Genomic DNA, 19,369 nt, shown 5'->3' on the forward strand with positions numbered 1-19,369 from the left:
TCAGGATGTCCGCCTTCTCGGCTCGGAGCCGCCGGGCCGCCGTACCAGCGTCAACAGGAAGAGCAGGGCGCTGATTCCGGCGATCGCCGCGGCCCCGCCCTTGATCGACCAGATGTGTGTGGCCAGCATCGCCTGGGCGACCAGCAGGTTGAGCGCGACGGCTCCGGCCGCCGATGCCACCAGGCGGCCCAGGGGCTCCATGCCCCGGAGCCCCGCGGCCACGGCGAAGCCCGGCGCCACGAGCAGGAAGAAGAGGGTCAACGGCGCGCGCAGTGGCGACGCCAGGTCGGTGAGCGCCAGGGCGGCGCCCACGGCCGACACGGCGAGCGCCGCGCCCGCGAGAACGGGCAGCGAGTCCGCGAGATGCGCTGATGGCTTGTTATCGATGGTCTGCATTGGCGACTTTGCCCCCCGAAGCGCCGGATGCCGGGCTTCAATGTCGCTCAGCCCACTCGGGCGCGTCAAGGATGCGGAGGGATTGTGTGGAAGATCCCTGACGAAAGTTCTTGGCATGGACACTTCCGGTGATGTATGGGGACTGCTACGACAGTTGAGGCGGAAATCCTGCTAAGGGAGGTTCCATGAAACTGTCCCGAATCGCGGCGTTCTCAACCTCACTCCTGCTCACCGCGGCCCTCGCCCTCACCGGGGCGAGCGCGGCGCAGGCGGCCCAACAGGCCGAATCCCTGGACTATGTGGCCCTCGGCGACTCCTACTCCTCGGGCGTCGGGGCCGGCAGCTACATCAGCGGAAGCGGCGACTGCAAGCGCAGCTCGCGGGCCTACCCGGCCCTGTGGGCGGCGTCCCATTCACCCTCGACGTTCGCGTTCACCGCTTGCTCGGGTGCTCGTACAGGTGATGTGACAGCAGGTCAGCTCGGCCCTCTCGGCTCCGCGACCGACCTCGTCTCCCTCACCGTCGGCGGCAACGACGCCGGCTTCGCGGACGTCATGACGACGTGCGTGCTCCAGTCCGAGTCCACCTGCCTCGCCCGGATCGCCCAGGCGCGCGCCTATGTGGACTCCACCCTGCCCGGCAAGCTCGACTCCGTGTACTCGGCGATCAGAGCCAAGGCCCCCGCGGCGCACATCGTCGTACTCGGCTACCCCCGCTTCTACAAGCTGTCCGGCAGCTGCATCGCCGGTCTCAGCGAGAGGGAGCGCTCCGCGATCAATGACGCCTCCGACTACCTCAACACCGCCACGGCCAAGCGCGCGGCGGACCACGGCTACACCTTCGCGCAGGTTTCCCCGGCCTTCACCGGTCATGAGATCTGCTCGCCGGCGCCGTGGCTGCACAGCGTGAAGTGGACCAACATCGGCGAGTCGTACCACCCGACCGCGGCCGGTCAGTCGGGCGGCTACCTGCCCGTCTTCACCTCCGCTGCCTGACCAGCGCGCTCGCGGTACCGCTCGCGGTGTAGGAGGCCCCGCCGGTCGGGGTCTCCTGCTCGCAGGTCACCGAGAACGGGACGGAGTTGGAGGTGGCCCGCACCGGGCTCCTGACCTCCACGCTCATCTCGTCGTGGTGCGTCCCGTCCTCTTCGTACGTCAGCTCCGTGTGGCTGACCTGCTTCGACTTCTCCTCGCCCGCGCCGAATGCCAGCGTCTTCCACTCGGACCCGGAGGACTCGCCGCTCCCGGTCACCCACCGGTAGCCGACCTCGGCGGGGACGCGTCCGACCGTGATCGTCGCGCTGAACGAAGGCGCCTGCGCCTCCGGCGGCGGGCAGGTCCCCGTGTAACTCCCTTGCACCGCCGTGACGGTGACCTTCACGGACTGGTGCGGTGGCGGGGTGGTCGTACCCCCGTTGCCGCCGCCGTTGTTCCCGGTCCCGCCTCCTGTGGTGCCGCCGCCGGTGTCCCCGCCGGTACTGGCGCCGCCGTCCGTCCCCCCGCCGTCCGTCCCCCCGCCGTCGGTGCCTCCGCCGTCCGGTCCACCGCTGTCGTCGCTCCCGCCGGAGCCGGAGCCGGAGCCGGTGCCGCCTCCGTCGCCGCCGCCGGTGGTCGCGCTGGACGAGGCGCCGCCCGACGGGGTGCCCGGGTCGTCGTCGGCGTTCATCAGCGCCCAGGTGATGCCCCCGGCGGTGAGCAGCAGCGCGAGCGCCGCCGCCACCAGCACCGCGACGCTCCGCCGCGACCCGTCCCGGGTCGCCGTGCCGGCCGTCGTCGCCGTGGGGAGAGGCCGAGGCGTAGGGGCGGGTGTGGGGCCGCCGTATGCGGAGGCCCCCGCGACCGGCGTGGAGCCCGTGATCGTCGGGCTGTACGGACCGGACGCGACCGGCACGGCACCGGTGTGCGGCGTACCCCCGGACCCCGCGATCCGCAGCATGCGCTCCGCCTCCCCGGCGGACATCCGCTCGGCCGGCTCCTTGCGCAGCAGCCCCTCGATCACCGGCGTCAGCGCGCCCGCCCGCGCCGGGTGCGGCAGTTGCTCGTCGACCACCGCTCGCAGGGTGGAGAGCGGGGTGTCCTGACGGAACGGCGAGTTGCCCTCGACGGCGGCGTACAGCAGCACTCCGAGCGACCAGAGGTCCGACTCCGGCCCCGGCGTGCGCCCCATGGCCCGCTCCGGCGCCAGGAATTCGGGTGACCCGATCAGTTCGCCGGTCATCGTGAGCGCCGAGGTGCCCTCGACCATCGCGATGCCGAAGTCCGTCAGTACGACGCGGCCGTCATTGGCGATCAGTACGTTGCCGGGCTTCACGTCACGGTGCAGGACGCCCGCCTCGTGCGCCGCCCGCAGCGCCGCCAGGACCTCGGTGCCGATCCGCGCGGCCCGCTGCGGAGGCATCGGCCCTTCCGCGTCCAGTACGTCGGAGAGCGAAAGCCCGCGCACCAGTTCCATGACGATCCACGGGCGGCCCTCCTCGGTCGCCACGTCGTACACGGTGATGACGTTGCGGTGGGAGATACGGGCCGCCGCCCACGCCTCGCGCTCCAGGCGCGCGTACAGGCGCTGTCCGTCGGTGGCGCCGAGGCCGGACGGCGCCCTGACCTCCTTGACGGCGACCTCGCGGCCCAGGACGTCGTCGCGGGCGCGCCACACGACGCCCATGCCGCCCTCACCCAGCGGTGCCAGCAGGCGGTATCGGCCCGCGATCACCCGCTGCTCGTTGCCCGGCTGTCCGTTCACTGGCGAGCCCCCTATCCGCAGCAGAGCGGCATCGCGGTGGAAACCACTCCAAGTTAGCTCAACTCCGGTCCGCTGCCGCCCCCTTGGACGTCAATCCGCCCATGCGGAGGACGGTGGCGCACGAACTGTCCAACTCGCCCTGGAATCAGACGTATTCGGAGAGTAATCGCCAGTCGGCCGTCAACCCCCGTACAGGGGTGGTGAATCACACGGGCGGGATACACGAGTGTCTCGACGGGACGATAGGGTTAACCTGCCCGGGCCGGGTGCCCTCGTACGGGTGGGGAGTGACATGGAACAGATAACGGTGCGCAGCAGGCCTCGAGTGCCTGCGATCACATGCGGGAGCGGTGCGACCAGTTCGCGCCTCGACCGCCATCTCGCGGTGCTCGGCGGACCAGCCGTCCCGCACGGTGAGACGGCCGAGGCGACGCTGCTGATGCGCGAGCTCACGTCACGTGATGTCGCGCACTCGCGGACGAGCAGGAGCGCGCGGGTCTCGCTCTTCGCCCCGCTGCGACGGCTGCGTCGATCGCTCTTCGGCAGCCGCCACTGACGCGGGCACACCGGCGGTGCGGACGCGCTCAGGCGATCACACCGTCCCGGCGCAGCGCTGATATCTGTACGTCCGTCATCCCCAGGCCGTGCAGCAGCGCATCGGTGTGCTCGCCGAGTGCGGGAACCGGGCCCATCACCGGGTCCGCCCCGCCCGGCATCGTGATCGGCGGCAGCAACGCCCGCAGCGGCCCTGCCGGCGAACCGATCTCCCGCCAGCGGTCGCGGGCCTCCAACTGCGGATGCGCCGCCACGTCGGCCACCGTGTTCAGCCGCGCGCAGGCGATCCCGGCCGCCTCCAGCGCCGCGATCGCCCCCGGCGTATTCATCACCCCCAGTGCCTCGGCCACCACCGAGTCCGTCTCGGCCCGGTTGCGCGTACGGGCGGTGTTCGTGGCGAAGGCAGGGTCGTCCGCCAGCTCCGGCCGCCGGAGCACCTGTTCGGCGAGACGCCGCCACTCCCGGTCGTTCTGGACCGACAGCAGCACCTGACCGCCGTCCGCCGTCGGGTAGGCGTTGTACGGCGAGATGACGGCGTGCGCCACCCCGGTGCGCGCCGGGGCCTCACCTCCGTGCATCCCGTGGTGCAGCGGGTGCCCCATCCACTCACCGAGCGCCTCCAGCATCGACACCTCGACCGGCCCGCCGAGTCCGGTGGTGGCGCGCCGCAGCAGCGCCGCCAGAACCCCCGAGAAGGCGTACATGGCCGCCGCGATGTCGGCCGCCGGGATCCCGGCCTTGACCGGCTGCTCGGGGGTGCCGGTCACGGACACCAGTCCCGCCTCGCACTGGACGAGCATGTCGTACGCCCGCTTGTCGGCGTACGGCCCCTGGGCGCCGTAGCCGGAGATGTCGACGGCGACCAGGCGGGGGTGCGTCGCGCACAGGGTCGCGGCGTCCAGCCCGAGCCGCGCCGCCGCCCCGTGGGCGAGGTTCTGCATGAACACATCGGCGTCTGCGACGAGTTGCCGCACGAGGGCGAGACCCCGCGGGTCCTTGAGGTCGACGGCGAGGGACTCCTTGCCACGGTTGCACCACACGAAGTGCGAGGCGAGGCCGCGGGCGGCGGTGTCGTAGCCGCGGGCGAAGTCGCCGCCGTCGGGGCGCTCGATCTTGATGACGCGTGCGCCGAGGTCGGCGAGCTGGCGTGTGGCGAAGGGTGCCGACACGGCTTGTTCGACGGCGACGACGGTGATGCCGTCCAGGGGCAGGGGCTGAGTGCTCATGAGAGAACTGACTATCGTGTACGTCACACCTTTGTCACTCGGACATGTTGGCGGAGTGCCGCCCGGGACGCGTGTGCGAATCGGCCGACGCGTACAACACGGCCCCGGCTAGAGCAGCGCGAACTGACCCTCCGGGCCCTCCTCCTGGTGGTCCAGGACCGACGCCGGGCGCCGCGCCGCCTCCGGCACCGGCAGCACGCCCGCCTGCGCGAGCTCACCGCGAGTGATCCGCTCGCCGCCCCGCAGCGCCTCGCGGCCCGCGTCCAGCTCGGCCAGCAGCGCGAGTACGGTGATCAGCTCGAGCAGGTCGGACGTCCACTCCTTGGGCCAGGCCGCGGGGCGGATCGCCTCCAGGGAGCCCGGCTCGGCCGGTGCCGTACGCCGCTCGAACCACGTCTCCAGCACCCGCACCCCACCCGTGTGAAAGTCCCAGGCGGCGGCCGGTACGGGCGAGACGCGGCCCTCCCCGAGATGCAGGACCTCCTCCTGCGCGTCGTACCGCAGCGCGGACGGCCACGCCGGGACGGCGGACCGGACGTACGGGCGGCGGCCTCCCGGCAGCCGGGGACGCTGCCCGGCCCGGGCGCCCCGCACCTGCACCGCGGTCGTCCGCCGCCCCAGTTCCACACCCGCCGCCCACACGTCCGCCTCCGCCGGCAGCGGCACCACCGCGCCCGCCGGTGACCCCTGCGCCGCGGTGACCGCCCAGGCCAGCACGTCGCCGGCGGTGACCTCGTGCCGGTAACGCCCGCTCAGCAACGGCAGCAGCCCCGGCGCCAGGTTCGGTTCGCGGCCGCCGGGGCGGCGGTACAGCGGGCGGATGCGGCCGGGGCGCCCGGTGGGGGAGCGGCCGTCCGGGAGCAGGGCGCCGACCAGCAGAGCGGGCCCTGCCGCCGGGCCGGGCACGTACCCCTGCTCCAGGGCGAAGAGCTGGTCCGAGTCGTCGGTCACCCGCCACAGCTCCGGCCGGGCGGCGTCGATCAGCCGGTGGTCCGGGATCAGCCACTGCTCGTCGAAGGGGCCGTGCAGCACGCGGACCGGGTCGGGGCAGGGGCCGCTCTCGCGTGCGAGGCGCCCCGTGCCGGTCCGCTGCCCGGGCAGCGCGGCGACCGAGGTGCGTGTCGTACGCGCCCGGGTGGCCCCGAAGAGCTCCTCGCGCCCGGCTCCCTCCGCCCGTACGAACGTGTCCCAGCGGGCCCGCAGCGTACGGCTGTCCGGCGCCAGCACCCAGTCGCGCCCCAGCCGCAGGGGCGCCACCGACCAGGGCATGAGATCCCCGAGCAGCGGGGCGTCCAGGGCGTCCGGGTCATCCGGGCCTTCCAGGGCACCGCGGGCGTCGGACCGCGTCGCAGGCGTGCGGGCAATCATGCGGGCATCGTAACGGCGCCGCCGGACCGCGAGTCAGTACGCGGCAACGGCATCAGGGGGCGGCAGCGGGCATCAGTGGGCGTCCACCGTCACGGAGAAGGAGAAGCGGTCGCCCCGATACCGGATGCGCGCCACGTCCACGACCCGGCCCTCCCGGTCGTACGTCACTCCCGTGTAGTGCAGGATCGGGCTCAGCAGCGGGACTTTGAGCAGGTCCGCCGTCTCGGGGTCCGCGAGCCGCGCCTCGACCGTGTCCGTGATCTTGCTGATACGTATGCCCACGACGTCCCGCAGCACCTTCGTCATCGGCCAGCGTTCGAGATCGGCGAGGTCGAGCCCGGCGGCGACATCCGGCCGTACGGCGTTCTCCGCCCAGTTGGTCGGCTCACCGCTCTCGCCGTCGCAGCGCAGCCGCCGGTAGGTGACGACCTCGTCCGCGTCCGGGAAGTACTCGACCAGTTCGCCGGGCACGGGCGTGGGCCCGTGCCCCAGGATCGTCGTCGACTCCCCGGACTGCTGAGCGACGATCGCGTCGATCGAGCCGAGCAGCCGGCGCGGGGCGCCGCGCCGGGCGCCCGGCTCGATGAACGTGCCGCGCCGCCGGTGCCTGCTGATCAGGCCCTCGGCCTCCAGCTCCTTGAGGGCCTGGCGCATGGTGAGCACGCTCACGCCGTAGTGCGTCGCGAGCTGTTCCTCGGTGGGCAGCCGCAGTGACGCCTCCGGCGTGCGGCCCAGTATGGAAGCGCGCAGGGACTGCGAGACCTGGTACCAGAGCGGCAGCTTCCGGTTCAGCACCAGGGAGTCGGGGGCGAATGCGGTCACGGTTTCATTTCTCCGTAGGTACTACGACCTGAAGTGGCGTTGCAGACCCTGCCACACGTCGTCGTACGACGTCTGGAGATGGTCGGCGCCGGCCGCCTGCGCGGTCGCCGTGACCGGCCAGCGCGTCTCGAACATGAAGGCCAGACCGTCGTCGATCTTCTGCGGCTTCAGCTCGGCGGCGCTCGCCCGGTCGAAGGTCTCACGGTCGGGTCCGTGCGCCGACATCATGTTGTGCAGCGAGCCGCCGCCGGGGACGAAGCCTTCGGCCTTCGCGTCGTACGCGCCCTCGATCAGGCCCATGTACTCACTCATCACATTGCGGTGGAAGTACGGCGGCCGGAAAGTGTCCTCGCCGACCAGCCAGCGCGGAGCGAAGACGACGAAGTCGACGCCCGCCAGGCCCGGGGTGTCGGACGGGGAGGTGAGGACCGTGAAGATCGACGGGTCCGGGTGGTCGTAGCTGATGGTGCCCATGACGTTGAAGCGGCGCAGGTCGTAGACGTGCGGCACGTGGTTGCCGTGCCAGGCGACGACGTCGAGGGGCGAGTGGTCGTACGTCGCCGACCAGAGGTTCCCGCAGAACTTGTTCACCACCTCCACCGGGCGCTCGACGTCCTCGTACGCCGCCACCGGGGCCAGGAAGTCGCGGGCGTTGGCGAGGCCGTTGGCGCCGATCGGGCCGAGGTCGGGGAGCTGGAAGGGCTGCCCGTAGTTCTCGCAGACGTAGCCGCGGGCGCTCTCGGCGAGCAGTTCGACGCGGAAGCGCACGCCGCGCGGGATCAGCGCGATGTGGCCGGGGTCGCAGCGCAGCAGGCCGAACTCGGTGCGCAGGAGCAGCCCGCCGTGCTCCGGAACGATCAGCAGCTCGCCGTCGGCGTCGCTGAACACCCGGTCCGTCATGGATGAGTTGGCGTGATAGAGGTGAATCGCCATGCCGGTGCGCTGGGTCACGTCGCCGTTGCCGCCGACCGTCCACACGCCGGCCAGGAAGTCCGTGCCGGGCGCGGGCTCCGGCAGCGGATTCCAGCGCAGCCGGTTCGGGTCGGGGACGGTCTCGGTGAAGGGCGCGCTGCGCACGTGGCCGTTGTCGGTGCGGACGAACGGGGGGTGCGCGGCCGACGGCCTGATGCGGTAGAGCCACGAGCGCCGGTTGTGGGAGCGCGGCTCGGTGAAGGCGGAGCCGCTCAGCTGCTCGGCGTACAGGCCGAGCGGGGCGCGCTGGGGTGAGTTCCGCCCGTGGGGCAGGGCGCCGGGAACGGCCTCCGAGCTGTGTTCGTTGCCGAAGCCCGAGGAATGGGCCAGCCCCTCAGCCGCTTTCCTCGCCTGCTCGATGCCGCTCATGGTCCGCTCCCGGGGTGCCGAAGGAATCCTATGGTCGACAGTAGGATTCGCGAGGCCGCGCGTCAACGGGTGCCGCACCCGTGGGCAGTGTCGGCATCATGGGCCCGTGCCTCCGACGAACCCTTTCCGCCGAGCCCCCGTGCAGCAGCGCAGCGCCGACCGGCTCGCCCGGATCCTGGACGCCTGTGCCCAACTCCTGGACGAGAGCGGCTACGAGCAGCTCAGCACCCGGGCGGTCGCCGCCCGCGCGGGCGTGCCGATCGGCTCCGTCTACCGCTTCTTCGGCAACAAGCGCGCCATGGCCGATGCCCTCGCCCAGCGCAACCTCGACCGCTACGCCGAGCGGATCGGCGGCCGCGTCGCCGCGATCCCGGATGAGGACTGGCGCGGTGCGATCGACGCCGTACTCGACGAGTACGTCGCCATGAAACGCACCGTCCCCGGGTTCCGTCTCGTCGACTTCGGCGTCCAGATCCCGTTGGGCGACCGGGCCGGCGACCCCGGCGGGGACATCGACTACCGGGTCATCGACCGCCTGGCCGACCTCCTCTCGGCCCATCTGGGGCGCACCCCGGACCTGGCCCTGCGCCGGACTGTCCTGGTCTCCGTCGAGGCCGCCGACGCCCTTCTTCAGCTGGCCTTCCGCGTCAGCCCGACGGGGGACCCGGAGCTGATCGTGGAGACCCGGGCCGTCCTGCACGCCTACCTGGCCCGGATCTTCGACTGATCCTTGCCCCTCGCCCTGTGCCCCTTGCCCCGTACCCCTTGCCCCTTGCTCCTTGCCCCTTGATCCTTCCGGTCCGGCCCTCCTCATCATGCCTACCGGTCGGTATGCTCGACTGTGCCCGCGCGCCACCGCCGCCGCCGCCCCCTGGAGGGCCCATGTCCGGTCAAGCCGAAGCCACAGCGTCCCGTACCGCCCTGCGCATCTGTCCGCTCTGCGAGGCCACCTGCGGCCTGACCCTCACCATCGAGGGCACCAAGGTCACCGGTGCGCGCGGCGACCGTGACGACGTCTTCAGCCAGGGCTTCATCTGCCCGAAGGGGGCCTCCTTCGGGGAGCTCGACGGCGATCCGGACCGGCTGACCGGGCCCCTCGTCCGCAAGGACGGCACCCTCCAGGAAGCGACCTGGAGCGAAGCCTTCGACCTCGTCGCCGCCCGGATGAGGCCGCTGATCGAGGAGCACGGGCCGCAGTCCGTAGGCGTCGTGCTCGGCAACCCCAATGTCCACACCATGGCCGGCGCCCTCTACCCGCCCGTCCTGCTCTCCCTGCTGCGCACCCGGAGCCTGTTCACGGCCAGCACCGTCGACCAGATGCCCAAGCACGTGTCCAGCGGGCTGCTCTTCGGTGACCCGTTCGCGATCCCGGTGCCCGACCTCGACCGCACCGACCATCTGCTGCTCCTCGGCGCCAACCCACTGGATTCCAACGGCAGTCTGTGCACCGCCCCCGACTTCCCCGGCAAGCTCAAGGCGCTGCGCCGCCGGGGCGGCACACTCGTCGTCGTCGATCCGCGCCGCACCCGCACCGCCAAACTCGCCGACCGGCACGTTCCCATCAGGCCCGGTACCGACGCGCTGCTCCTGGCGGCGCTCGCCCAGGTCCTCTTCGAGGAGAAGCTGACCGACCCGGGCGTCCTGGAGGAACACGTCGAGGGGCTCGCCGAAGTCCGGGAAGCGGTACGGGACTTCAGTCCGGAGGCGGTGTCGGCGGCCTGCGACATCCCCGCCGACGAGATCCGGCTGCTGGCCCGCGGTCTCGCCGCCGCGCCCACCGCCGCGGTGTACGGCCGGGTCGGCAGCTCCACCGTCGAGTTCGGAACCCTGGCCAACTGGCTCGTCGACGTACTGAACATCCTCACCGGCAACCTCGACCGCCCCGGCGGCGCGCTCTTCCCGCTCTCCGCCACCGCGCCCGCGCCCCGGCCGGCCGGGCCCGGCAAGGGATTCGCGCTCGGGCGCTGGAAGAGCCGGGTCGGCGGGCACCCCGAAGCCAAGGGCGAACTGCCGCTGGCCGCGCTCGCCGAGGAGATCGACACCCCGGGGGACGGACGGGTGCGCGCGCTCATCGCCATCGCCGCCAACCCCGTGCTCTCCGCGCCCGACGGGCTCCGCCTCGACCGTGCCCTGAGCGAGCACCTCGACTTCATGGTCAGCGTCGACCCCTACCTCAACGAGACCTCACGGCACGCCGATGTCGTCCTGCCGCCGCCTCCGCCGTCCCAGAGCGCGCACTTCGACTTCGCGTTCAACGGCTTCGCCGTGCACAACCAGGCGCGTTACACCCCGGCCGTCGTTCCCCTGGAGGAGGGACGGATGGGCGAGAGCGAGATCCACGCCCGGCTGATCCTCGCGGTGAGCGGGATGCACGGCGCCGACCCTTCGTCGGTCGACGACCTCGTCATCGAGCGCGCCCTGACCAAGGCGGTCGCCGCACCGCATTCGCCCGTCCACGGCGGTGACCCCGAGCAGCTCGCCGCCGTACTCACCGGGCGCGGCGGACCCGAGCGGCGCCTCGACCTGATGCTGCGCCTGGGCCCGTACGACCTGGTCCTGGAGGATCTGCTCGCGAACCCGCACGGCGTCGACCTCGGCCCGCTCCGGCCGCGCCTCCCGCAGGTCCTCAAGACCCGCAGCGGAAAAGTCGAGCTGCTGCCGGAGCCCATTGCCGCCGACCTGCCGCGGTTGCGCCGCGCGCTGGGCCAGCGGCCCGCGGCGCTCGTCCTCGTCGGCCGCCGCCACCTGCGGTCCAACAACAGCTGGATGCACAACATCGCGAGCCTTAACGGCGGCAGCAACCGCTGCACCCTCCAGGTCCACCCGGACGACGCGGCGCGGCTCGGTCTCATCGACGGTGCGGGCGCCCGTATCAGCGCGGAAGGAGGGGCGCTGGAGGTTCCGGTCGAGGTCACGGACACGGTGCGGACCGGAGTGGTGAGCCTGCCGCACGGCTGGGGGCACGACCGGGAAGGCGTCCGGATGGCCGTCGCCGCGGCCACCCCCGGCGTCAACGTCAACCAGCTGCTTGACGGGAGCCTGCTCGACCCGCTGTCGGGCACCGCGGTCCTCAACGGGTTCCCCGTCGAGGTAACACCCATATCGTGACCTGGGGTTTTGCGCTTATTGCTCGCGTGTCAACATCTTGTTAACGCGTCGGAACGCGACCTAACGTCATCGAACCGCCTGGTCTGGTGGGAGTTCAAGGGCGAACGTTAGGTACCCCAAATGCTGACAATCCTCGGATTCGTCATGATCGCGACCTTCCTGGTCCTGATCATGATGAAGAAGATGTCGCCGATCGCGGCGCTCGTGCTGATCCCCGCACTCTTCTGCGTGCTCGTGGGACAGGGCGCCAAGCTCGGGGACTACGTCCTCGAAGGCGTCGGAAATCTCGCGCCGACCGCCGCGATGCTGATGTTCGCCATCGTGTACTTCGGCGTGATGATCGACGTGGGTCTCTTCGACCCGATCGTGCGCGGCATCCTGCGCTTCTGCAAGGCCGATCCGATGCGGATCGTGGTGGGCACCGCCGTGCTCGCCGCGATCGTCTCGCTCGACGGCGACGGCTCGACCACCTTCATGATCACTGTCTCGGCGATGTATCCGCTGTACAAGCGGCTCGGAATGAGCCTGGTCGTGATGACCGGCGTCGCCGCCACCGCGAACGGCGTCATGAACACCCTTCCTTGGGGCGGCCCGACCGCCCGGGCCGCCACCGCGCTGAAGCTGGACGCGGCGGACATCTTCGTACCGATGATCCCGGCGCTCGCCGTCGGTCTGGCCTTCGTCTTCGTCCTCGCGTACGTGCTGGGCCGGCGGGAGCGCAAGCGGCTGGGACACCTCACGCTGGACGAGGCGGTCGAGGCGGAGGCCGAGGTGCTCGTGACGGCGGGCGGCGGTGGCGACGAGCCGCGCAAGAGCGTCGGCGGCGCCGGCGACGGCAGTGCCGCGGACGCGGACGCCGGTCCGGCGTACTCGGCGGACGGGGAGGGCTTCCAGGGGCTCGACCCGCACCGGGCGACGCTGCGCCCCAAGCTCTACTGGTTCAACGCCGGGCTCACCGTCGCACTGCTCGCCGCGATGATCATGGAGCTGTTGCCGATCCCGGTCCTCTTCCTCATCGGCGCCGCTCTCGCCCTGACGGTCAACTACCCGAACATGGCAGAGCAGAAGGCCCGTATCGCCGCCCACGCCGACAACGTCCTCAACGTCGCCGGCATGGTCTTCGCCGCCGCCGTCTTCACCGGCGTGCTCACCGGCACCGGCATGGTCGAGCACATGGCCGACTGGCTCGTCGGCGCGATCCCCGAGGCCATGGGCCCGCACATGGCGATCGTCACCGGCCTGCTGAGCCTGCCGCTGACGTACTTCATGTCGAACGACGGCTTCTACTTCGGTGTCCTGCCCGTGCTGGCGGAAGCGGGCGCCGCGCACGGAGTGTCGTCGCTGGAGATCGCCCGCGCCTCGCTGGTCGGCCAGGCGCTGCACATGTCGAGCCCGCTCGTGCCCGCCGTGTACGTCCTGGTGGGCATGGCCAAGGTCGAGTTCGGTGACCACACCAGGTTCACCGTCAAATGGGCCGCGCTCACCTCGCTGGTGGTGCTCGGCGCCGGAATCCTGTTCGGCATCATCTGATGACACACGGCAGGGGCTGGCTGCTGCGCCTCGTCATCGCCTTCGGCTTCGCGCAGGCGGCGGTGTCGATGGCGCGGCCGGCCGTCTCGTACCGCGCCCTCGCTCTCGGCGCGGACGAGCGCGCGGTCGGTGCGATTGCGGGCGTGTACGCGCTGCTTCCCCTGTTCGCCGCCGTACCGCTGGGGCGCAGGACGGACCACGGGCGGTGTGCACCCCTGCTGCCCGTCGGTGTCGTCCTGATCTCCGGCGGGTGCGCCCTCAGCGGTACGGCGGACTCCCTCGCGGCGATGGCCGCCTGGAGCGGAGTGATGGGGCTCGGGCACCTCTGCTTCGTCATCGGCGCCCAGTCGATCGTCGCCCGGCAGTCCGCGCCGGCCGAACAGGACCGCAACTTCGGCCACTTCACCATCGGCGCCTCTCTCGGCCAGCTCGTCGGGCCGGTCGCGGCAGGCCTGTTGGTCTCCGGCCACGACGGTGCGATGGCCCGTACGAGCGCCCTCGCCCTCGTCGCCTCGGCGGGTGTCGCGGCGGTGTCGTTCGCCTCGCTCTGGCGGATCGAGCACCGGGTGGAGGGCGGGCCGCGCACGGAGAGCGCGGCCAGGGTTCCCGTCCACCGCATCCTGCGCACGCGTGGCGTGCCGGGCGGGATCTTCATCAGCCTCGCGGTGCTCTCCGCGACGGACGTCCTCACGGCGTACCTCCCGGTTGTCGGTGAACATCGCGGAATCGCCCCTTCCGTCGTCGGCCTGCTGCTCAGCCTGCGGGCCGCGGCGACGATCGCCTGCCGGCTGGTGATGACGCCGATGATCCGGCTGCTCGGCCGCACCGCCCTGATGACCGTCACGTGCCTGCTCGCCGCGCTGCTGTGCGCGGGCATCGCGCTTCCCGTGCCGGTGTGGGCACTGGCGATGATGCTGGCCGTGCTCGGTTTCTGTCTCGGCGTCGGCCAGCCGCTGTCGATGACCACGGTGGTGCAGGCGGCGCCGCCGGGGGCGCGTTCGACGGCGCTCGCCCTGCGCCTGACCGGCAACCGCCTCGGGCAGGTGGCGGCGCCCGCGTCGGCGGGGCTGGTGGCCGGCGTGGCGGGGACGGCGGCGCCGTTCCTGATGCTCGCGGCGCTGCTGCTGGGCGCGTCGGCGCTCGCGGTGCGTGCGCCGGGGCCCCGGGACACGTCCGCCGCCTCCATTCCGGGTGTGCGACGGGCGCGAACGCGGCCGGTTCGCTCGGGCGGCAGACACTGACTGTCGGCCAGTCAGGTCATATCTGACGACTTCTCAGCGTTTTGACGCTTCTTCACGCCCGATATGTGACATCTAATCAGGCGATCGAGTGATCAGTACGACAATCATCTCGGCTTGAAGGAGCCCCGCATGACCACCTCGGCATCTCTTCGCTCCCACGGTGTCCGCTCGGGCACGGCCGCTCTCGCCACGCTGGCCCTCGCAGGGGTGTCCCTGTGGGGCGCGCCGGCTGCCCTCGCGGTGCCCGGCGACAGCGGAGAAGTAAAGATCCACAAGGCTGGAACCAGCTTCGGCGACAGCAAGGACCACTACGAGGTCTGTACGTTCAACCTGGCCGCGTTCAACTTCGAAACGGTGCCGCTGGTCAACTGGACGATCACCCCGCAGCCCAAGACGCCTCCCCAGCCGACCCTGACGGGCGGCATCACCATGGCGAGCGGCAGGGGTCACACCGCGGACTACTCGCTCCCGGACGGTCACTACCAGCTCAACTGGTCGTTCCCGGGCGGCGTTCCCAAGCAGAAGATCTTCAAGGTCGACTGCGCGAAGAAGCACGACAACAAGCCGGCTCCGCGCGGCGCCGTTCCCGCCGGCGGCGGCGGGGCGGCCGACGTCGGTACGGGCACGGGGGCCGGCAGCGAGGGTGACGACGGTTCGTCGCTCGGCATGGCGCCCGCACTGGTCGCGGGCGCTGCCGGAGTGGCCGGGCTGATCTTCGTCCGCCGGGCCCGTCGCCGCGCAAATGGCGCCGCGTAACACCCGCTACCGCCGCCGGCGCGGACCGAGCCGGGGCGTACGCCTCGCCATGACGGCGACCGCGACGGTGACGTTGGTGACCGGTGTCGTCCGGGGGTGCGGTGAATCGCCCCCGGACACGCCGGTCGTCACCGCCGCTCACGACACGGCCGCCCACGACACCGCCGCCAAGAACCCGGCGTCGCCACCGGTCCCGAGGCCCGTGGCGACGCCGGTGGGGACGCCGGCCGCGCCCAAGCCGGTGATCCCCTCACCGGCCGTGTCGAAGCCGGCGGTTCCCAGCCCCGTGGTGTCCAAGCCCGCGGTACCCAGCCCCGTGGTGTCGAAGCCGGCGGTTCCCAGCCCCGTGGTGTCGAATCCGGCGGCTTCGGCGCCCGTGGCGGCCAAGACCCCTCCGCCCGCGCCCGTACCGCCGAAGCCCGCGCCGCCCGGCTCGGCGGCCCCGAAGCCGGCCCCGAGGCCGGTGCCCTTGCCGGGGGCGCACGCGCCGTTGCCGTCCGCTCCTCCCGCCAGGGTGTCGGTGCCCAAGATCTCCATCGAGGCGCCGGTCGTGGGCATGGGGCTCGACCCGCAGGGCCACCTGGCCACCCCACCGGTGGACGACCCCGCACTGGTCGGCTGGTACCAGGACGGCCCGAGCCCCGGTGAGGCCGGCACCTCGCTGCTCGTCGGGCACCGGGACACCCTGACCGGCCCTGCCATCTTCCTCAACCTCAACGCACTCAAACCCGGTGATCTCGTCAACGTTGTACGGGTGGACAACCGGATCGCGGTGTTCACCGTCGACGCGGTGAAGACGTACAAGAAGGAGGCCTTCCCCGACGCCGAGGTGTACGGCAACAAGAGCGGCCGTCCGGAGCTGCGGGTGCTGACCTGCGGCGGGACCTTCGACAAGAAGAAGGGCTACGCCTCCAACGTCGTCGTCTTCGCTCATCTCACCGACGTGAAACCCGTATAGCGCTTCCTCCGCGCGCCACGGGAAACAGCCCCTCGACCCGGTGCCCGCCGGGGCGAGGGGCTTGCCGCCGCGCCCCAGCTCCCGACCGAAGGGAATCCACCATGCCGTTCCCCGGCACGTCCACCCGCCTGGCCGCCACTGCCGCGGGCGTACTCCTCGCCGTCGGCGCCCCCGCCGCGTACGCCACGCTCGGCGACGAGGCCCCGCCGTCCCACCCCGCCCCGGCCGCCGCCGCGCGGGGAAAGGCGTACGTCGAAACGCGTCTGTTCTTCGGGACCGAGCGGCCCGACGGCGGCCCGGACATCACCGACGCGCAGTTCACGCGTTTCGTCGACCGGCACGTGACCGGCAGCTTCCCGGACGGCCTCACCGTGCAGGACGGCCGGGGCCAGTGGCGGGACGCCAACGGCACGATCGAGCGCGAGCGTTCGTACGAGCTGATCCTGCTGTACCCGGCGTCCCGGGCGAAGGCCCGCGACCCGCACATCGAGCGGATCCGCGACGCCTACCGGCGCGCGTACGCCCAGGAGTCCGTGGCCCGTCTCGACGATCCGATCCGCGCCGACTTCTGAGCCACCGCTTCCTGCTCCCTCGCAGACGCCGCTCCGGTGAGCGCTATGGGTGACTTTGGGCCCTGGCGCGCAAAAACTAACAGCGCTAGTTTGGGCTCAGGACGACTACGGCAGCCCGGAGCTCTGGAGGATTTGCGATGAAGGCCCACGACGCGATGTACATCGGCGGCCAGTGGCGGCCCGCCGTCGGCCAGGACACGATCGCGGTCGTGAACCCCGCCGACGAGCAGGTCATCGGCCACGTCCCGGCCGGCACCGCCGAGGACGTCGACACGGCGGTACGGGCCGCGCGTGACGCCTTCGCCGGCTGGTCCGCGACCCCGCCCGCCGAGCGCGCCACGAAGATCGCCGCGCTGCGTGACGTTCTGGTGGCCCGCAAGGACGAGATCGCCGAGACCGTCACCGCCGAGCTCGGCGCGCCGCTCGGCTTCTCGCAGATGGTGCACGCGGGGGTGCCGATCCTCGTCGCCGGTTCGTACGCCGAACTCGCCGCGACGTACAGCTTCGAGGAGAAGGTCGGGAACTCGACCGTGCTCATGGAGCCGGTGGGCGTGGTCGGCGCGATCACGCCGTGGAACTACCCGCTGCACCAGATCGTGGCGAAGGTGGCCCCCGCACTCGCCGCCGGCTGCACGGTCGTCCTCAAGCCCGCCGAGGACACCCCCCTGACCGCCCAGCTCTTCGCCGAGGCCGTGGACGAGGCGGGCATCCCCGCCGGGGTCTTCAACCTGGTCACCGGACTCGGCCCGGTCGCCGGGCAGGCGCTCGCCGAGCACGAGGGCGTCGACCTGGTGTCCTTCACCGGCTCCACCGCCGTGGGCAAGCAGATCGGCGCGACGGCGGGCGCGGCCGTCAAGCGCGTCGCGCTGGAACTGGGCGGCAAGTCGGCCAACGTCATCCTGCCGGGCGCCGACCTGGCCAAGGCCGTCAGCGTCGGCATCGCCAACGTCATGGGCAACTCCGGCCAGACGTGCAGCGCGTGGACCCGGATGCTGGTCCACGAGGACCAGTACGACGAGGCGGTGGCCGTCGCCGCCGCCGCGGTGGCGAAGTACCCCGTCGGCGAGCGCGTCGGCCCGCTGGTCAACGCCAAGCAGCAGGCGCGCGTACGCGGCTACATCGAGAAGGGCGTCGAGGAGGGCGCACGCGTCGTCGCGGGCGGCCCCGAGGCCCCGCTCGGCAAGGGGTACTACGTCGCCCCGACCGTCTTCGCCGACGTCACCCCCGACATGACCATCGCGCAGGAGGAGATCTTCGGCCCGGTCGTCTCCATCCTGAAGTACGCCGACGAGGACGAGGCGCTGCGCATCGCCAACGGCACCGTCTACGGCCTCGCGGGCGCCGTCTGGGCGGCGGACGAGTCGGAGGCCGTCGCCTTCGCCCGCCGCATGGACACCGGGCAGGTCGACATCAACGGCGGCCGCTTCAACCCCCTCGCGCCCTTCGGCGGCTACAAGCAGTCGGGCGTCGGCCGCGAGCTCGGCTCGCACGGCCTCTCCGAGTACCTCCAGACCAAGTCCCTCCAGTTCTGAGCCGGGAGCAACGCACACCATGGCCCGCGTCCGCGCCGCAGTCCTGTCCGCCGTCGGTGCTCCCCTGGAGATCACCGACATCGACCTGCCGGAGACCGGCCCCGGCCAGGTGAGAGTCCGTCTCGCCGCCGCCGGGGTCTGCCACTCCGACCTCTCCCTGTCCAACGGCACCATGCGCGTGCCGGTCCCCGCCGTACTCGGCCACGAGGGCGCCGGCACCGTGGTCTCCGTCGGCAAGGGTGTCACGCATGTCGCCCCCGGCGACTCCGTCGTCCTCAACTGGGCACCCTCCTGCGGCACTTGTCACCACTGTGGCATCGGTGAGGTGTGGCTGTGCGCCAACGCCCTGTCCGGTGCCGGCACGGTGTACGCCCGTACCGCCGGCGGCACCGACCTCCACCCCGGCCTGAACGTCGCGGCGTTCGCCGAGGAGACCCTCGTCGCCGCCAACTGCGTCCTGCCGGTTCCCGACGGCATCCCGCTCGACGACGCGGCGCTGCTCGGCTGCGCGATCCTGACGGGGTACGGCGCGGTCCACCACAGTGCGCGGGTGCGCGCGGGGGAGTCGGTCGCGGTCTTCGGAGTCGGCGGGGTCGGCCTCGCCGTCCTCCAGTCGGCCCGGATCGCCGGGGCGGGACAGATCGTCGCCGTCGACGTCTCCCCGGAGAAGGAGGAACTGGCGCGGGCCGCCGGAGCCACCGATTTCGTGATCGCCTCGGAGACCACCGCAAGGGAGATCCGCAAGCTCACCGGCGGGCAGGGGGCGGACGTCGCGATCGAGTGCGTGGGCCGGGCCGTCACCATCCGTACGGCCTGGGACTCGACCCGTCGCGGCGGCCGTACCACGGTCGTCGGCATCGGCGGCAAGGACCAGCAGGTCACCTTCAACGCCCTGGAGATCTTCCACTTCGGCCGTACGCTCTCGGGCTGCGTCTACGGGAACTCCGACCCCGCGCGCGACCTGCCCGTCCTGGCTGAGCACATCCGCGCCGGCCGCCTCGACCTCGGCAGCATGGTCACCGAACAGATCGGCCTCGACGGCATCCCCGCCGCCTTCGACAACATGCTCGCGGGGAAGGGCGGCCGCGCCCTGGTCGTCTTCTAGGGCGCTCCCGCCCCAGCACCCCGGCCGCCTCCGCGCGGCCGGGGTGCTTGTGCTGCGCCGCGTACACGCCGTCCCGTACGGGCAATGAGGTGGCAAAAAAGTCCTACCGCCAGACCCGTT

17 protein-coding genes are annotated in these 19,369 nt (G+C 71.9%); 11 read left to right on the top strand and 6 right to left on the bottom strand.

The annotated features are described in order from the left end of the window. The gene (locus ACWIHY_RS08345) at positions 1–396 is read right to left on the bottom strand and encodes a hypothetical protein (protein WP_454374849.1); all 396 of its coding nucleotides are present in this window, start codon (positions 394–396) and stop codon (positions 1–3) included. Positions 397–581: 185 nt separating this feature from the next. Here ACWIHY_RS08345 and ACWIHY_RS08350 point away from each other — a divergent pair, with 185 nt between their 5' ends. Next, the gene (locus tag ACWIHY_RS08350) at positions 582–1,391 is read left to right on the top strand and encodes an SGNH/GDSL hydrolase family protein (RefSeq protein WP_454374850.1); all 810 of its coding nucleotides are present in this window, start codon (positions 582–584) and stop codon (positions 1,389–1,391) included. Here ACWIHY_RS08350 and ACWIHY_RS08355 read toward each other — a convergent pair. Then, a complete protein-coding gene (locus tag ACWIHY_RS08355; RefSeq protein ID WP_454374851.1) occupies positions 1,375–3,135 on the bottom strand; it encodes a serine/threonine-protein kinase in 1,761 nt (586 codons plus the stop codon). The genes ACWIHY_RS08350 and ACWIHY_RS08355 overlap by 17 nt on opposite strands. 292 nt (positions 3,136–3,427) lie before the next feature. Between ACWIHY_RS08355 and ACWIHY_RS08360 the strand changes: the two genes are divergently transcribed. Beyond that, positions 3,428–3,691 carry a hypothetical protein gene (locus ACWIHY_RS08360; RefSeq protein WP_454374852.1) on the top strand — a complete coding sequence of 88 codons (264 nt, stop codon included), beginning with the start codon at positions 3,428–3,430 and terminating at the stop codon, positions 3,689–3,691. A gap of 28 nt (positions 3,692–3,719) precedes the next feature. Here the strand turns inward: ACWIHY_RS08360 and ACWIHY_RS08365 are convergent, their stop codons facing one another. From ACWIHY_RS08365 to hmgA, 4 genes are all read right to left on the bottom strand, one after another. Next, entirely contained in the window at positions 3,720–4,916 is a 1,197-nt protein-coding gene (locus ACWIHY_RS08365) for a CaiB/BaiF CoA transferase family protein (protein ID WP_454374853.1), read from the bottom strand. Between the two features lie 108 nt (positions 4,917–5,024). Beyond that, the gene (locus ACWIHY_RS08370) at positions 5,025–6,284 is read right to left on the bottom strand and encodes a type ISP restriction/modification enzyme (protein WP_454374854.1); all 1,260 of its coding nucleotides are present in this window, start codon (positions 6,282–6,284) and stop codon (positions 5,025–5,027) included. Between the two features lie 72 nt (positions 6,285–6,356). Beyond that, a complete protein-coding gene (locus ACWIHY_RS08375) occupies positions 6,357–7,106 on the bottom strand; it encodes a GntR family transcriptional regulator (protein WP_454374855.1) in 750 nt (249 codons plus the stop codon). A 21-nt stretch (positions 7,107–7,127) separates the two neighbouring features. Next, positions 7,128–8,447: a homogentisate 1,2-dioxygenase gene (gene hmgA, locus ACWIHY_RS08380; RefSeq protein ID WP_454374856.1), complete on the bottom strand. Its 1,320-nt coding sequence runs from the start codon at positions 8,445–8,447 to the stop codon at positions 7,128–7,130. 106 nt (positions 8,448–8,553) lie between these two features. Between hmgA and ACWIHY_RS08385 the strand changes: the two genes are divergently transcribed. From ACWIHY_RS08385 to ACWIHY_RS08425, 9 genes are all read left to right on the top strand, one after another. Next, complete coding sequence (locus tag ACWIHY_RS08385; RefSeq protein WP_454374857.1) at positions 8,554–9,174, top strand: TetR family transcriptional regulator; 621 nt, start codon at positions 8,554–8,556, stop codon at positions 9,172–9,174. 155 nt (positions 9,175–9,329) lie between these two features. Beyond that, positions 9,330–11,555, top strand: a complete 2,226-nt coding sequence (locus tag ACWIHY_RS08390; protein WP_454374858.1) for a molybdopterin oxidoreductase family protein — start codon at positions 9,330–9,332, stop codon at positions 11,553–11,555. Positions 11,556–11,675: 120 nt separating this feature from the next. Continuing rightward, positions 11,676–13,085 (top strand): CitMHS family transporter, encoded by a 1,410-nt coding sequence (locus ACWIHY_RS08395; RefSeq protein ID WP_454374859.1) that lies wholly within the window; start codon positions 11,676–11,678, stop codon positions 13,083–13,085. After that, complete coding sequence (locus ACWIHY_RS08400; RefSeq protein WP_454374860.1) at positions 13,085–14,326, top strand: MFS transporter; 1,242 nt, start codon at positions 13,085–13,087, stop codon at positions 14,324–14,326. Before ACWIHY_RS08395 ends, ACWIHY_RS08400 begins: the two co-directional genes overlap by 1 nt. Positions 14,327–14,455: 129 nt before the next feature. Beyond that, positions 14,456–15,082, top strand: a complete 627-nt coding sequence (locus ACWIHY_RS08405) for a hypothetical protein (RefSeq protein ID WP_454374861.1) — start codon at positions 14,456–14,458, stop codon at positions 15,080–15,082. Positions 15,083–15,458: 376 nt separating this feature from the next. Beyond that, a complete protein-coding gene (locus ACWIHY_RS08410; RefSeq protein ID WP_454375120.1) occupies positions 15,459–16,040 on the top strand; it encodes a class F sortase in 582 nt (193 codons plus the stop codon). 101 nt (positions 16,041–16,141) lie between these two features. Beyond that, positions 16,142–16,612, top strand: a complete 471-nt coding sequence (locus tag ACWIHY_RS08415) for a DUF3574 domain-containing protein (protein WP_454374862.1) — start codon at positions 16,142–16,144, stop codon at positions 16,610–16,612. Between the two features lie 137 nt (positions 16,613–16,749). Next, a complete protein-coding gene (locus ACWIHY_RS08420) occupies positions 16,750–18,144 on the top strand; it encodes an aldehyde dehydrogenase family protein (protein WP_454374863.1) in 1,395 nt (464 codons plus the stop codon). A 19-nt stretch (positions 18,145–18,163) separates the two neighbouring features. Next, positions 18,164–19,249: a Zn-dependent alcohol dehydrogenase gene (locus ACWIHY_RS08425; protein ID WP_454374864.1), complete on the top strand. Its 1,086-nt coding sequence runs from the start codon at positions 18,164–18,166 to the stop codon at positions 19,247–19,249. Positions 19,250–19,369: the final 120 nt, after the last annotated feature.

This window comes from Streptomyces sp. NPDC055287, from assembly GCF_053646035.1.